We start from the raw sequence: 13,841 nt of genomic DNA on the forward strand, positions 1-13,841 counted from the left end.
ATTCTCCTTTATTAATTAATCAATGTGATTACAGCATAAATTACAAACAAATTACATTTGAAATAAACTATTAATATTTAAAATTATTCAGTATAATTAATATATTGCTTATCGAATAAATACGACAGGACGAATGCCGATGCCTTATAATAGAAAAATCAATCTGTTAGACACCCTCACTAAAACTGCCCAACAAAAAGTTAAATCACATAATCAAATTGATTTAACTAAATTAGCTACTTCTGATATTAAAAAGAAGCGAAAGACTTATCAAGTTCATTGGGAAAACACCTTAATGTTAATTGATAAAAATTATGACCAATCTAAATATGGCACAATTGTTTTTGATGTTTATCAAGGACTAATTGCAGTTGAAGCAACTACGAACCAATTAATTCGTAAATCAGTACCAAGGACATGTGCCATTAATCAAATTATTCAACTATATGCTAATTTTCATAATCACTTTGAATATTTACCTTTTATAGTTGGTCAAACCATCTTCTTTCCATTACCCAAAAAAGAAAAAGATCATTTAAATCAAACTTGGATTTCTACTAATCACATTAATCGCGAATATGTCTATTCTATTGAACAACATCAAGCTGAAATCTGGTTCAATCAGGCAAGTTATTATTTTAAAATTTCGGCTTCAGAAAACTACGTGCATAAAAGACTAGAATGCTGTTATCAAATTCAAAAAATGATTCATTCAGTAAAAGCTAATTTTGCCAATTCTGATCAAGATTATCTCATTCATGCAAATGATAATTGTTATTCGATCAGTGAAGCTTTAAAAAAATGTATGGAAATAAATGAAGAAAAAGTCGTTAAAAAATTGATTAAAAAATATCCCAATGAAAAATTAAATCATGATTTGTTAAAAGCTTATCAATTAGATGCAAAAGAATCATAATCATTAAATATGAGTAAAATAAAAGACGCTTTAAAAGCGTCTTTTTTAACGTGCAACTAGACTTAATCCACCAAATGATGAGTTAATTTGATTATCAAGATACCCTTTACCGGCATATACATACCCATTAATCATCTTATCTTTGGTTGAAGTAACATGATAATATAATTGTCCACCAACGGTTTTCTTAACTGCACCATCAATTACAAATAAATCTTTGTCATGAACATGATCATACTTCAAACGATTAATTTGATATTGCGTATAACTTGGTGACTCAAAGATTGGATGAGCTTTAACATTACTTAAAGTAACTAATTGACCTTGAACCTTATTGGATAAATCAACATTAGTTAAAGTTTTAATTTGTTTAACCCCATTACTTTTAACGAATCCACGATATTTACCATTCATAGATACTACTTTAGTGAAAGTTTGTCCATTACTTAGAGTTACAGTACGATAAGCACGAAAAACATTACCAGTACTTTTTGAATTGCTTAATTTTTTCATTGATTTTGTTGATATAACAACTTTTGATTTTCCAGGCTTACTATATAAGGGTGTTTTACCGGTTGAAACAAAATCACGATCTTCTCCATGATTATAATACTCATATTGATTAACTACTTTAGTAGTACTTTTTGCATCGGTTATTTGATTAAATAAACCAAATCCAAAAATTACTACTCCAGCGAATAAAATGATACTTTTTCTTTTCAAATCAAAATCCTCCAATAATATTTTCAATCTTATTATATCATGAATTTTATGTATAAAAAAAGAACTCCGAAGAGTTCTTTTTACTAAATAATATAATTATTTAGTTGGGTCAACAGTTGAATTATTTGTACTGTTACTATTTGAAGCAGCACCTTTTACAGCAATCTTGTCATAAATGATAGTAAATTCTTGACCATTTTTAACATTAGTGTTGTAAGAAGCAGTTTTAGCTTTATTGTACTTGTAAACTAAATGATATTGATCACCTTGGTTTAACTTAGTGATACCATCTGCATCTTGAGTAGCATTTGAGAATCCATTGTCTTCATTAACATTAGTAGCACTTGCACCATCATTAAATACATACTTACCATTTGTATCACTATTTGAGTATAGTGTATTACCAGAAATCAAGTTTGATGATGTGTCACCACCAAGAGCATTGTTATTAGAGTTAACAAGAGTCTTGATTTGATCAGCAGTAATTACAGAGTTTACTGAACCATTAATAACATCACCGGAGTTAACAACTGGAGCTTTAGCAAATGCTGAAGAATCCAAGTTTTCAAATCCACGATTTGTAGTAGTAGTTCTGTATGAAACTTTAGAAGTTGAAGCTTTTGAAACAGCAACTCTTACAGTATTACCATAGTTAACATTTGTTGTCTTAGTAATATCATCTACACTGTAACCATGATTTTTAGCATAAGTTTTAACATCATTGTTAAATTGATCAAGGTCAGTTTTACCATCAACATTATATGATTGATTCTTACTATTATCTACAGCAACACCTTTTGAAGTTCCAGCTGTTTTGGTTACCCATGAGTAATTTGATAAATCACTAACATTTGCATAATTAGTTCCGTCAACAAATTGAACATTTACTGAATTATTTTCATCTGCATAAGCTGATGGTGCTTTTGTTGATAAACCACCAAAGTCTTCAGCAACGTTACCATTAGCAAATGAAGCTTTACCAACGTAAATCCAACCAGTAACATTTTTGTTTGAGTTAGCAGTTACATGGTAATAAAGTGATCCTTCTTTAGTTTTAGTTTCAGCTTTGTCTACAGTAAAACCTTTTGAAGTATCAATATTTGATAATGCAACCTTAGAAGCTTTATATTGAGTATATTGAGGAGCATCCCAAAGAGTATTTTTATTTGCACTGTTTAAGTAAAATTTAGTATTTTTAACTTGATCAGTAATTGTTGCGTCTGCAGTTGTGTTAGCTGATTTAACTCCGCCAACGTAAATCCAACCACGGTACTTTTTATCCATTGAAACTACTTTGTAGTATTTTGAACCACGGTTAGTAGTTGCTTCACGGTAAGCACGGAAGTAGTTCTTTGAACTTTTTGAGTTCATAAGAGATTTCATAGTTGCTTTTGAAGCAACAGTTTTAGCACCTTTAATAGTACCAGCCTTTGTCATAAGAGCGTTTGAACCAGTTGATTCAAAGTTTCTAGTAGTAGGGTCAGTAGTTAAAGTATTGTTACTTGTAACTTTAGCATAACTTTTAGCTGATGCATTAGTAGCTGAGGCTACTGATACAAAAGATAAAGCAGCTAGACCAACAAATAATGACTTTTTCAAATTGTTTGTCATTGTAAATTCCTCCATTTTTTCGTTTATGTAATTCCACCAAGCAATAATAGTGTAACATACAAGAAAGTTATTGCAAAGATATTGAAATCACATCCAATATTTCTGCTTAACTTTCAAAAGTTAGTATAGCATAATCTAAATCTAAATCAATAAAAAAGATTAATTTGTTATTGATTTAACTTAGTTGTCATAAACTTAATCTTGTAAGGGCTTTCTTGTAATATTTTAAATATGATTATCAACCCTACTTTTATAATTAGATAACGAGGTTTATTATATTATATGGAAAATAAATCGTTAAAAGTTATATATAGGAGAAATAATTATGGTTCCATTTCCATTTATCGCATTTGAAGCAGTTATCAAACATAAAAACTTTCATAATGCTGCAAGAAATTTAGAAGTAACTCCTTCAGCAATTAGCCATTCAATTAGTCAATTAGAAAAAGAACTCGGATTTTCTGTATTTATTAGAAATCGAACTGGAGTTAACTTAACTAGTAATGGTCAACAAATTCAACCATTCATTCAAGAAGTAATTAATGCTAATGAACATTTACACGAAGAAGCCGATAACATCAAAGGATTAAGTACTGGAAAGATTCGCTTAGGTGCCTTCAGTAGTGTATGTATTAACTGGTTACCACCAATTATTCAATCATTTCGTAAAGAACACCCCTCAATTGATATTTCAGTCATGCAAAAAGACTTTAGTTCAATTGCTAAGGAAGCAAAAATTGGTACAGTTGATTTAGGCTTTTCTTGTAATCCCCTTCCAGACGGTATTACAGCGGTACCATTATTACAAGATGAAATTTATTGTGTAACTCCAAAAGACTTTGTACCAGAAAATGGTGAATCAATTACAAAGGCAGATATTAAAAAACATCAATTCATTCTACAAAAGAAAGATTATGACGGAGATGTTAAGCAAGTCTTAGATCACTATGATACTTATCCATCATCCCTTCAATATTCAGTTGATGATTTATCAATTGTTGCAATGGTAGAAAGTGGACTTGGAATTGGTATTTTACCCAAATTAGCTTTAGAAAGATTAAATGGAAGTAATGTTAAATTATATCCATTCGATCAAGTCCATTACAGAACTATCTATCTAGTTATGAATGATATTCAAATTAAAGTTCCCGCAACTCGCCAATTTTTTACTCATATTAAAAACTTTATCGAAGAAAAATATCCATCTGGCTATTTAAGATAAAAAAAGAGATTACTAATTAGTAGTCTCTTTTTTATCTTAAACAACATGCATCATTAAATAATCAAAGAATCGATTAGGTAAAATTGTATGAAGAAATACTAATGGTTTTGCTCCAAAACCAATTAAATAACGCGTTCTTGGTTTCTTTTTATTAACTGCTTTTAAAATGGCATTGGAAATAATAATTGGATCTGATACCATTTTCCCAAGATATAGTTTTCTCATCCCTTGAGCTGCCTTTTTAGCTGATACTTCATAGGCACCATTTTTAGATGATGATTCTAAGTTATTAGCAGCAATTAATCCCCAATCAGTTTTAATACTTCCGGGCTCAATTAGAGCAACTTCAATTCCAAATTGCTTAACTTCCATTCTTAAAGCATCACTAAATCCTTCAAGAGCATATTTAGTTGCGTGATACCACGCTCCAAAATAACTTGTCATGCGACCAGCCATTGAAGAAGTATTAATAATTCGACCAGATTTTTGTTTTCTCATATAAGGGAGAACTAATTGGGTTAACTTGGCTAATCCAAATAAATTTACATCAAATTGTCTTTTAGCTTCTTCAATTGATACATCTTCAATTGCACCATAAGAACCATATCCAGCATTATTAATTAATACATCAATTTTACCTGCTTGCCGAATAACTTGATCTACTGCTGATTTAATTGAATCTTCATCAGTGATATCTAATTTAACACTTCTAACTCCGATTTCTTTTAATGGTTCTAATTTATCTACTCGACGTCCAGCACCATAGACTTGATATCCTTGTTCAGCTAATAACTTCGCTGTTTGATAACCAATCCCACTGGTTGCACCAGTAATTAAAATAACTTTATTTTGCATAATCATTCCTCCAATTAATCTAGATAATAATTAATTCAAAACAAAAAGGCAAGTCTGTGATATTTAATCATAGACTTACCTTTTTTATTAATTACTTTATGCTTTAAAAATTGAATAGTCATTAGTTTCAGTGTAATTAGCAGATACTGGAGTTTCATATAAATATTCTCCATTTTGCTTAAACATTCTTAATTTAGCAATTTTATTCATTGCTTCTTTAACTTTTTCTTCGTTTAATTCTTCATTAACATAACTTAAACGTAAAGTACGTACTTTATTATTTTGACTTTTAAATACCATTTCTAATTGCTTCATAAACTATCTCCTCCAGTTATCCTATCTTAATCAACAATAAAATCATTTGTGCTAGTCAGTGCAGCTTTCGTGAATACTTCGTCTGAAAGATCAGACAATATCTTACCAAATGATTGAATTTGTACATCACTTAAGTCTTCAACTAAATTAGAAAAATTCCTTTTCAAACCCTTTGGATGATTTTCTCCGACCATTGTGTAAGTGATATTGTTCTTATTCCAAGCTTTTTTCATGATGAACCCTCCGATTAATTTAATATGATAAGTGATTAGCGCCAATCCTTATGTTTATATAAAAGAAATGAAATCCAAAAGTGTTACACAAAATATTGTTTTAATTTTTCAGTTAGCTTAGCTTGGCGTCGATAAATGTATCCACGTGACCGATTCCAACGTTTTGCGATTTGTGTAACGTTCAAATTATCGAGATATCTAAATTCAAATAATTCTCTTTCTTCATCATTTAATAGATGAATTACTTTTTCCATAATTATTTTTAAAGCCACATTATCCTCAATCGATTGGTCTTGAATTAAAGTTATTAAAGTATCAGCTGGATCATTAGCATCTTCTTTTTGTTTTTGACTAGTTAATCTTTTTAAATTATCAAGTATTTTCCAATACACACCTTGATAGATATAACTCATCATTGCTTCATAATTAGTTCGATCATCTGGATACTTTAGATATATTTCAACAAAAGCTAATCGCCCTTCTTGAACTAAATCGTCATAATGCCTTGAATAAGGTTGAACATTTAGTCGTTTTAAAACTCCATAGATTAGAACTTCATGTTTATCTCGCATTAAAAATTCAAATGCTTCATTTGTTTGATTTTCCATTTTTTGAACCACCATTTATTAGATTGATCCAAAGGCCTTTGTCACAAATAGAAGCATAATTAATTTTGAGATACGATTCACTGACGTACTTTTTTATTTTCTGTATACTATTTGTTGTATAATATAATTAATTATAATATAATATAAATAACAAAACAGACAGGAGTAGATGGCTATGAAAAAAATAATTATCGGCATTGTAATTGTATTAGGTATCTTTCTAGTATTTCTTGGCTTTAAAGGAGTTAATGGATACTACGAAAATAATTACAAAGGAAATATTCAGTATTCAAAAATTCCAGCTAAAGTTCCAGAAAAAAAACAAACAAAAGATAGCGATGGTAAAATCATTAAAGGAATTCATGAATATGTATATCATTTAAAATTTGTAGATAAGAATGGAAAAATAAAAGATATTGAATACGGATTGTCAGGTTCCAAGGTTAGTCCATTTAAGACCAAAAAATATGTAAATGCTGAAATCAGCCCTACTGGTCGAATTATCAAAGGACCTAACTACATTGCGAAGAAAGACGTTCCTAAATCAATTATCAATAAAATTAAATAAAAAAGCTTGCCTATTAGGCAAGCTTTTTATAATTATTTTAGAAAATCTGGTTGTTCATAAGCTGGATTAGGATAAGTGTAGAGTCCTTTACCATTTTCACGACCTAATTTATCATCATCAATCATTTCTTTAAACTTAGCAGCTACATCTTGTAGGGCTTTATTTTGAGATGTGATTTCATAATTAGTATGCATCCCAATAATATCAGCAATTGCAAATGGTCCAAGTGGTGAACCAGTAGCAATCATCCAAGTCTTATCGATATCTTGAGGGCTTGCAATTCCATTAATCCAAAGTGAAAAACCAGCATTTTCAAATGGAACTAATAATGAATTTAAAATATAACCTGGTTGTTCTTTATTAATTGTAATTGGAACCATCCCGATTTATTTAGATAATTGTTGAAAATCACTTAATAAATCTGGATTAGTTTTACTTTGTGCCATAATTTCAGCAGTATTATTCTTCCAAATATTGTTAGCAAAATGGTATGCCAAAAATTTATCTGGACGACCTGTTATTTCAGCAAATTCAGATGGTAAGAAAGTTGAAGTATTAGTTGCTAAAACAGTATTATCATCAGCCACTTTATCAAAGTTAGCAAAGAATTCATTTTTAACCTTTTTATCTTCTGGTAAAGCTTCAATTACCAAATCACGGCCTTTAATTGCTTGATCAAAATCACTTGTGTAACTAAGATTTTCATCAGCTACTTTAAGATCTGCATCACTTAAGTTTAAATCTTTTTTTGCAACTTCCTTCCATTGGGCAATATTATTTTAAACACGTTCAATTGACTTTTCAGAACGACCATAAACAATTGTATCTTTACCATGTAAAGCAGTCATAAAAGCAATTTATGACCCTAATCCACCGCCACCAAAAGGGTGATTTTATTGAATGTCATTATTGTTTCCTCCATTATTAAATATATTAATAGCATTAAAATACTATGTATGCTTTTTAGGGGGAATCACTTATCTATGGCAATGTTACCATAAATCAATCTTATCTAACAGTCATTAATAATCCGTTAGAATATTTTCCAAAGCCTTTAAGTTTACTAAGTATTTTAGGTAGTCTTCAAGGTAAATTTAATTTTATTTTAATGAGTGATGATGCAAATGATTCACTTGATTTAGTTATTTCAGTACAAAGAACTCCATTCACAGATTTACTTAAGTAAATAAAAAAATCCTCATTAAATGAGGATTTTTATTTATTCTAAACCAACTTTAGGTGCTTTATCTGAACCGGCACTTGGTTTGTAATAATGGTAAGATTTGAATCCTTTTAAGCTTGCCATTAAGCCATTTGGAAATGAACTAATTGATGTATTATAATCTTGAACTTTTTGATTATAAACACGACGTTCTTGTGCTAAACGATTTTCTGAGCCTTCTAATTGAGTCATTAATTTATTAATTTGTTTTGAACTAGCTAATTTTGGATAGTTTTCATAAATTGAATTCATTAGTAAAGAAGTTTGCTTTTGCATTTTATCCATTGATTCAGTTTGTTTTTTGCTAGCAGTTACTTGACTATATTGTTTTCCATTATTAGTAGCTTGACTGTATTGTTTTCTAGCATTGGCAACATTATTAAAAACATTGTCTTCATGATCCATATTTCCTCTAACTACACTTAACAATTGTGGAGTCAAATCTGCTCTTCGTTGCATTTGGTTTTGAACTTGTCCCCATTGTCCTTCAACTGCTTGTTTTTGTTTATTTAATGAATTATTAGCACTAATAACCCATCCTAAAATTAAAACAACAATAATTGTTAACATAACATAAAATTTCTTATTACTTTTCATTTCATTTCTCCCTTTTTAAAATCCACCAGAAGCACCTCCACCACCGGAAGCACCCCCACCAAATCCACCACCAAAATTTTCTCCGGATGAATCACCAGAACCTAATGATCCAAAAAATCCTCCATTATATGGACCTGAGCCATGATGATTTCCATTATCAGTTAATCGACCAAAAATAATTAAACCCAAAACAATTGGGCCACCTAGTATAATTATTACAATAGCAATAATTATACTTTGAATTATGTTCTTTTTTTCGTTTTTCTTGAATTTTCTTTTTTGACATTAGATTAGCTTTTTTATTTATCATCACATGATTAACATTATTGGTTACCATCTGAATTGCTTGATCAAAATTCTTCTGCTTTAATTGTTTGATAACGCCACTAGTAATTATATCACTAGAAACCTTACCATATGGAAAAATATTTTCTAATCCATAGCCAACCTCTAAACGATATTTACGATCTTTAACTGCAATTACAAATAATAATCCATTATCTAATCCTTTTTGTCCGACACCTAGCTCATTAAAAACGTCATGAGTGTAATCATCAATATCACTATCTTCTGGTAAATGATTGATAGTAATAACTGCATATTGTGGTTTTTCACGCAAGTTATCTCGCCAATCATCATTCAATTTATCAATTTTATGTATGGTTTTATGAGATAACACTTTAGCTTTATCATTTACAAAATCGCCTTGGTGACTATTATTTGCATAAATGTTTGTACCAATAATTAGTGTACTAAGTAACACCATTATTATCAATGAAAATTGATGCAAACATTTTTTCTGCATATATTCACCTCCCTACTATATTAAAACGAAAAAAACTCTTTAATTCAATGGTTTTATTAAATAATTTTTAAGTTAAATATTCACACAAAAAAGAAGTCTACTAATTTGTAGACTTCTTTCTAATAACGACTATCCCAACGATTTCTCTTTGAAGGGAATAAAGTTAAAATAAAGAACCAAATAGTTCCAATAATTGGAATAAATTGAATTAAAATCCAAAAACCAGAGTGATCAGAATCATGCATTCTTCTAATTGAAACTGATAACATTCCAATCCATACCAATAAAATAATTATTTCACTTATCCAACTGATATTTAAATCAGTCAATGTATAGATATCATCAATTGGATGACCTATTGCAGCTTGAACAATTGAAACAAGAATTCCACCTAATAAATAATTAATAATAATTGGCCACCAATAATTAGATCGAGTAGCCGTTCCATGAAAATTAAATAAATCTCCCCAAAATTTTTTATATGATTTAATCATGATTAAGTCTCCTTTGAATATTATCAATTAAATTATAGAATTCAGATTAATTAGAATCCCTCATAAAGACTTTTTAATCACCTGCTTCAAACCAATTAATTATATAAAATGGTTTATCTCCAACTCGATAGCCTACCCATTTAACAGATTCAATATCTTCTCCATGAATCCAAGTATGCTCATTTTTATAAATTTTCTTAATTGTTAAACGATATTTGTTTGAATTGATTTTTTTAGTTTTAAAATACTTAATTGAATGATTAAAGTATAAATTATAATAACTTTTATATGCCTTAAAAGAATTAAATTTAGCTGTATAAGTTGGCTTTTTATTATAAATCCTGCCTATGTCACTACTAAATTCATATTTATATTTTTTAGCTGTATTTTTATCATAGTATTGTAAATGATTATCCATCGTTAATACAAACATTGGTTTATAATCAACATAAGATGCCTCTTTATATTCCGGCCCTTTAAAAAACATTTTTTCTCTAATTGGAATCTTAGGAGTATAAGATTTTAAATAACTATAATTTAATTTCATAGACATAAAAGGATCTTGGTAGATTTTGCTTTGTTTTTTATAGTTTTGTAAAGGCAAAGTCAGTGGTGAATCTTCATGATTAAATCCCACTGAAGAGTATCCTCCAAAAGTTTTTAAAATCGTCCCTTTTTTATTAATAATTTTCTTTCCTTTTTTTCCATGCACTTTATAATATTGTCCCGTAAACATATCTTTTTTTAATTTTACATAATCAGGAATTTTAATTAATTTATGCTTTTGATTAGCACTAACTATAGTATTACTACCAAGTGCTAATAAAGCTATAAATCCCACAAGAAAAATTCGTAATTTTTTCATTAGATCAACACTCCTTTATATATCAATAGATTATCGATTCTTTAAAAAAATTGCAAATTTACAATAGCCTTAAAATACTGTAGTCTATTTCTAACAGGAGGATAAAATGGATTCAAAAAAAGAAATTAAAATCACATTATCAAATGAATTATTTAATCAAGTTGATAAAAAATTAAAAAATCAATCCATCGATACATATATCAACAAACTAATTATGAATGATTTATCTGAAAATGATAATTTTGAAACTAAAAATATCATTGGAAAAATTGTTAATCAGGATAATATTTTTAAAGATGAACATTTAATCTTAGTTAGTGGAATTTACTATCAATATGTAGTTAATCCACTCAGTAATCAATCTAATTTCATTCAATGTGTAATTTCAAGTGCCAATGGTAATCAATTAGAAATTACCCCCATTAGTTAAAAGGAGTTTTATATGCTAGGAATAAGAATTATTAAACAAAATCATCAAGGATTAGTAGAAACATTAGGTAAATATAAGAAAACAATTAGTCCCGGCCTACATTTCTACATCCCACTTGTCCAAAGAATTCACGCAGTTAATTTAGCCATGGTTCCATTAGAATTACCTGGTTATCCAATTATCACTCAAGATAACGCTGAAGTTTCTGCCAAATTAACTTTAAATTATCATGTAACTGATGCGGTAAAATTTCAATATGAAAACTCTGATTCAGTGACTTCAATGTGCCAATTAGTTCGTGGTGATTTAAGAAATATTGTAGGTAAAAAACAGTTAAATGATACTTTAGGTGCAACTTCTGCCATTAACAAAGAATTAACTAGTTCAATTGGTGATTTAACTAATACTTATGGAATTAATGTTGATCGTGTTAACATCGATGAATTAAATCCAACTAAAGAAATTCAAAAATCAATGGATAAACAATTACGTGCTGATCGTGAAAAAACTGCTGCAATTGCGGAAGCTGAAGGACAAGCTGAATCAATTAACATTAAAGTTAAAGCTGAAAATAATGCTAAAATCAGTACTGCTCAAGCTGAAGGTGAAGCAACTAAAACTAGAGCTGATGCAGAAAGTTATCGTATTAAAGCAATTCAAACTGCTTTAGCAACTGCCGATAATAATTACTTCTTAAATCAAAAAATTGATGCTTTCAATAATTTAGCTAATTCTGATACTAACCTAGTGGTCACTTCAAATGACACCATTAATGATGCAACTACAAATGGTGCATTATTTGCTAAAGGATTTGAAAAACAAAATAATAAAAAAGAAGATTCAAATAATAATGAAGATGAAAAAGAAGCTAATAATTAATCATTAGCTTCTTTTTTATTAAACTTATTTACTTCGTATAAAAATATAAATTGGAATAACAAAAACCATTGAGTAAATAATTATATAACCTAAAATCATCCAAACAATCATTCTAATAGAATATTTTTGCTTGCCTATTTTTATATCATAATTACTATTCCAATTTGATTTAGGAAATAACTTTGTATAAAAAGAATAAATAATTTCGACAAAGGCTAATAAGGCAAATAATGAGGAGAAAACAGCTGACAAAATAATCATTATATTTAAAAGTGTCATTTTAAAATCCCCTTAATTATTTGTTCCAATAAATTTTTTTATGAAAAATCAATGAAAATAATGCCATTAAATATGCAACTTGTAATAAGAAGCTATAAACTAATCCACCCAACATTGATGATGAATATGATTTTTTAAACCAATTTCCATAATGCCAAACGTCAAATATCTGCTTAAATTGAAAAATAAAAAATACGATTAACCAATATGGCGAAAAATCGACATCCCCAATATCATAAACAATCATTGTAACTACAATATACAAAAGGTATGCAAATACTGATAGCATTAACATAAATTGTTGTCCTAAATAAGACATTAATATAAGATTCATTCTCCTTGAAAAAACTAAAGATAATGCGCCTAAATACCATCTTCTTCTTTGAAGCAACAATGATTTAATTGATGTTTGTATTTCTGTATAACATTCACATTCCATTGGGCTAATCATTCTAGCTCCAACTTCTTTACAAGAAATGGTCATCTCAAAATCTTCTGTTATCGAATTAACATTATAGAAATATTTATAATTATTCTTTTTAAAAACTCTATATAAGACTTCATTACTTATTAAGCTACATGTACCAGTTAAGATAAAAACACTTTGACTTCTTTTTATTTTAGTTTTATAAGCAATCCATTCTAATCTTTGGCCCATTTCTAGATTAGAACTAATTTTATTACTTTGAGGTGCCTTAAAAATTGATCCAATACAATCATATGCTTTCTTACTAAATAATTGATTATATTTTTTTCGATTAAAAATTTTTAGCATAAACTTTTTAAAAACATTCATATTTTTTAAATCATCACTAATTTTAGGCAAATTAGGATACAACAAACTTTTAGCTTTTGAAAACCATAAATCAGGATTTTCAACAACAGTATCAGCATCCATTATTAAGCAATAACTATTGGGAATATCAAAATTAATATAATTTTCTAAAGCCTGATTAATTGCCCCAGCCTTACGAAAAGAATTATTTTTGGTATTAAAAACAATATCAGCACCATTTTTTTTAGAAACCTTATAAATATCATCAGAACAATTATCACAAGCAACTATGATTGTATCAACATGCTTTTGAATCGATTTAATTGCGGCTGGAATACCTTTTTCTTCGTTATGAGCAGGTAAAATTGCAGTAATTTTAATATCATTCATTTAATATTCATCTCTTGTCATCGCTTTAATTAAAGCTAATATAAGGCAAAAAAA

20 protein-coding genes are annotated in these 13,841 nt (G+C 28.6%); 5 read left to right on the forward strand and 15 right to left on the reverse strand.

Translation table 11 applies throughout. The features are described 5' to 3' along the window. The first annotated feature begins 139 nt into the window (after window positions 1–139). Entirely contained in the window at window positions 140–916 is a 777-nt protein-coding gene (locus GSH19_RS03505) for a hypothetical protein (RefSeq protein WP_237026697.1), read from the forward strand. A 45-nt stretch (window positions 917–961) separates the two neighbouring features. Here the strand turns inward: GSH19_RS03505 and GSH19_RS03510 are convergent, their stop codons facing one another. Continuing rightward, entirely contained in the window at window positions 962–1,639 is a 678-nt protein-coding gene (locus GSH19_RS03510; protein ID WP_237026698.1) for a hypothetical protein, read from the reverse strand. A gap of 96 nt (window positions 1,640–1,735) precedes the next feature. Further along, the gene (locus GSH19_RS03515; protein WP_237026699.1) at window positions 1,736–3,250 is read right to left on the reverse strand and encodes an S-layer protein; all 1,515 of its coding nucleotides are present in this window, start codon (window positions 3,248–3,250) and stop codon (window positions 1,736–1,738) included. A 325-nt stretch (window positions 3,251–3,575) separates the two neighbouring features. On the opposite strand from GSH19_RS03515, the gene GSH19_RS03520 reads away from it, so the two are divergent. Beyond that, window positions 3,576–4,472: a LysR family transcriptional regulator gene (locus tag GSH19_RS03520; protein WP_237026700.1), complete on the forward strand. Its 897-nt coding sequence runs from the start codon at window positions 3,576–3,578 to the stop codon at window positions 4,470–4,472. Between the two features lie 36 nt (window positions 4,473–4,508). Here GSH19_RS03520 and GSH19_RS03525 read toward each other — a convergent pair whose 3' ends face one another. From GSH19_RS03525 to GSH19_RS03540, 4 genes are all read right to left on the reverse strand, one after another. Continuing rightward, window positions 4,509–5,333 carry an oxidoreductase gene (locus tag GSH19_RS03525; RefSeq protein ID WP_237026701.1) on the reverse strand — a complete coding sequence of 275 codons (825 nt, stop codon included), beginning with the start codon at window positions 5,331–5,333 and terminating at the stop codon, window positions 4,509–4,511. Between the two features lie 90 nt (window positions 5,334–5,423). Then, the gene (locus GSH19_RS03530) at window positions 5,424–5,642 is read right to left on the reverse strand and encodes a DUF2922 domain-containing protein (RefSeq protein WP_237026702.1); all 219 of its coding nucleotides are present in this window, start codon (window positions 5,640–5,642) and stop codon (window positions 5,424–5,426) included. A gap of 26 nt (window positions 5,643–5,668) precedes the next feature. After that, window positions 5,669–5,875, reverse strand: coding sequence for a hypothetical protein (locus GSH19_RS03535; protein WP_237026703.1), 207 nt, complete (start codon window positions 5,873–5,875; stop codon window positions 5,669–5,671). 83 nt (window positions 5,876–5,958) lie between these two features. Continuing rightward, window positions 5,959–6,483: a sigma-70 family RNA polymerase sigma factor gene (locus tag GSH19_RS03540; protein WP_237026704.1), complete on the reverse strand. Its 525-nt coding sequence runs from the start codon at window positions 6,481–6,483 to the stop codon at window positions 5,959–5,961. A 175-nt stretch (window positions 6,484–6,658) separates the two neighbouring features. Between GSH19_RS03540 and GSH19_RS03545 the strand changes: the two genes are divergently transcribed. Further along, window positions 6,659–7,051, forward strand: a complete 393-nt coding sequence (locus tag GSH19_RS03545) for a DUF1093 domain-containing protein (protein ID WP_237026705.1) — start codon at window positions 6,659–6,661, stop codon at window positions 7,049–7,051. 32 nt (window positions 7,052–7,083) lie between these two features. On the opposite strand, the gene GSH19_RS03550 is transcribed toward GSH19_RS03545, so the two are convergent. The 7 genes from GSH19_RS03550 to GSH19_RS03580 form a co-directional block, all read right to left on the reverse strand. Further along, window positions 7,084–7,431, reverse strand: coding sequence for a 3-hydroxyacyl-CoA dehydrogenase family protein (locus tag GSH19_RS03550; RefSeq protein ID WP_237026706.1), 348 nt, complete (start codon window positions 7,429–7,431; stop codon window positions 7,084–7,086). Between the two features lie 6 nt (window positions 7,432–7,437). Further along, entirely contained in the window at window positions 7,438–7,824 is a 387-nt protein-coding gene (locus GSH19_RS03555; RefSeq protein WP_237026883.1) for a 3-hydroxyacyl-CoA dehydrogenase NAD-binding domain-containing protein, read from the reverse strand. 446 nt (window positions 7,825–8,270) lie between these two features. Then, the gene (locus GSH19_RS03560) at window positions 8,271–8,870 is read right to left on the reverse strand and encodes a LemA family protein (RefSeq protein WP_237026707.1); all 600 of its coding nucleotides are present in this window, start codon (window positions 8,868–8,870) and stop codon (window positions 8,271–8,273) included. A 15-nt stretch (window positions 8,871–8,885) separates the two neighbouring features. Further along, a complete protein-coding gene (locus GSH19_RS03565; RefSeq protein WP_237026708.1) occupies window positions 8,886–9,059 on the reverse strand; it encodes a hypothetical protein in 174 nt (57 codons plus the stop codon). Continuing rightward, window positions 9,028–9,675 carry a YgcG family protein gene (locus tag GSH19_RS03570; RefSeq protein ID WP_237026709.1) on the reverse strand — a complete coding sequence of 216 codons (648 nt, stop codon included), beginning with the start codon at window positions 9,673–9,675 and terminating at the stop codon, window positions 9,028–9,030. The genes GSH19_RS03565 and GSH19_RS03570 overlap by 32 nt, the downstream gene beginning before the upstream one ends. Window positions 9,676–9,794: 119 nt before the next feature. Further along, entirely contained in the window at window positions 9,795–10,169 is a 375-nt protein-coding gene (locus GSH19_RS03575) for a DUF805 domain-containing protein (RefSeq protein WP_237026710.1), read from the reverse strand. A gap of 73 nt (window positions 10,170–10,242) precedes the next feature. Next, entirely contained in the window at window positions 10,243–11,034 is a 792-nt protein-coding gene (locus GSH19_RS03580) for a hypothetical protein (protein WP_237026711.1), read from the reverse strand. A gap of 106 nt (window positions 11,035–11,140) precedes the next feature. Here GSH19_RS03580 and GSH19_RS03585 point away from each other — a divergent pair, with 106 nt between their 5' ends. Beyond that, complete coding sequence (locus tag GSH19_RS03585; RefSeq protein WP_237026712.1) at window positions 11,141–11,464, forward strand: hypothetical protein; 324 nt, start codon at window positions 11,141–11,143, stop codon at window positions 11,462–11,464. A 12-nt stretch (window positions 11,465–11,476) separates the two neighbouring features. After that, window positions 11,477–12,343 carry an SPFH domain-containing protein gene (locus tag GSH19_RS03590; protein ID WP_237026713.1) on the forward strand — a complete coding sequence of 289 codons (867 nt, stop codon included), beginning with the start codon at window positions 11,477–11,479 and terminating at the stop codon, window positions 12,341–12,343. Between the two features lie 24 nt (window positions 12,344–12,367). Here GSH19_RS03590 and GSH19_RS03595 read toward each other — a convergent pair whose 3' ends face one another. Continuing rightward, window positions 12,368–12,622, reverse strand: coding sequence for a hypothetical protein (locus GSH19_RS03595; RefSeq protein ID WP_237026714.1), 255 nt, complete (start codon window positions 12,620–12,622; stop codon window positions 12,368–12,370). A 16-nt stretch (window positions 12,623–12,638) separates the two neighbouring features. Further along, complete coding sequence (locus tag GSH19_RS03600) at window positions 12,639–13,787, reverse strand: glycosyltransferase (RefSeq protein ID WP_237026715.1); 1,149 nt, start codon at window positions 13,785–13,787, stop codon at window positions 12,639–12,641. Window positions 13,788–13,841: the final 54 nt, after the last annotated feature.

It is taken from the genome of Lactobacillus sp. S2-2 (assembly GCF_021698855.1).
GTDB lineage: Bacteria > Bacillota > Bacilli > Lactobacillales > Lactobacillaceae > Fructilactobacillus.

What these genes read in the sequence shown, in the direction of transcription:
- GSH19_RS03600 (WP_237026715.1), bottom strand. Translation starts at nt 13,787, where the DNA reads ATGAATGATATTAAAATTACTGCAATTTTACCTGCTCATAACGAAGAA.
- GSH19_RS03525 (WP_237026701.1), bottom strand. Translation starts at nt 5,333, where the DNA reads ATGATTATGCAAAATAAAGTTATTTTAATTACTGGTGCAACCAGTGGG.
- GSH19_RS03575 (WP_237026710.1), bottom strand. Translation starts at nt 10,169, where the DNA reads ATGATTAAATCATATAAAAAATTTTGGGGAGATTTATTTAATTTTCAT.
- GSH19_RS03530 (WP_237026702.1), bottom strand. Translation starts at nt 5,642, where the DNA reads ATGAAGCAATTAGAAATGGTATTTAAAAGTCAAAATAATAAAGTACGT.
- GSH19_RS03515 (WP_237026699.1), bottom strand. Translation starts at nt 3,250, where the DNA reads ATGACAAACAATTTGAAAAAGTCATTATTTGTTGGTCTAGCTGCTTTA.
- GSH19_RS03595 (WP_237026714.1), bottom strand. Translation starts at nt 12,622, where the DNA reads ATGACACTTTTAAATATAATGATTATTTTGTCAGCTGTTTTCTCCTCA.
- GSH19_RS03585 (WP_237026712.1), top strand. Translation starts at nt 11,141, where the DNA reads ATGGATTCAAAAAAAGAAATTAAAATCACATTATCAAATGAATTATTT.
- GSH19_RS03505 (WP_237026697.1), top strand. Translation starts at nt 140, where the DNA reads ATGCCTTATAATAGAAAAATCAATCTGTTAGACACCCTCACTAAAACT.
- GSH19_RS03550 (WP_237026706.1), bottom strand. Translation starts at nt 7,431, where the DNA reads ATGGTTCCAATTACAATTAATAAAGAACAACCAGGTTATATTTTAAAT.
- GSH19_RS03560 (WP_237026707.1), bottom strand. Translation starts at nt 8,870, where the DNA reads ATGAAAAGTAATAAGAAATTTTATGTTATGTTAACAATTATTGTTGTT.
- GSH19_RS03540 (WP_237026704.1), bottom strand. Translation starts at nt 6,483, where the DNA reads ATGGAAAATCAAACAAATGAAGCATTTGAATTTTTAATGCGAGATAAA.
- GSH19_RS03520 (WP_237026700.1), top strand. Translation starts at nt 3,576, where the DNA reads ATGGTTCCATTTCCATTTATCGCATTTGAAGCAGTTATCAAACATAAA.
- GSH19_RS03545 (WP_237026705.1), top strand. Translation starts at nt 6,659, where the DNA reads ATGAAAAAAATAATTATCGGCATTGTAATTGTATTAGGTATCTTTCTA.
- GSH19_RS03580 (WP_237026711.1), bottom strand. Translation starts at nt 11,034, where the DNA reads ATGAAAAAATTACGAATTTTTCTTGTGGGATTTATAGCTTTATTAGCA.
- GSH19_RS03590 (WP_237026713.1), top strand. Translation starts at nt 11,477, where the DNA reads ATGCTAGGAATAAGAATTATTAAACAAAATCATCAAGGATTAGTAGAA.
- GSH19_RS03535 (WP_237026703.1), bottom strand. Translation starts at nt 5,875, where the DNA reads ATGAAAAAAGCTTGGAATAAGAACAATATCACTTACACAATGGTCGGA.
- GSH19_RS03570 (WP_237026709.1), bottom strand. Translation starts at nt 9,675, where the DNA reads ATGCAGAAAAAATGTTTGCATCAATTTTCATTGATAATAATGGTGTTA.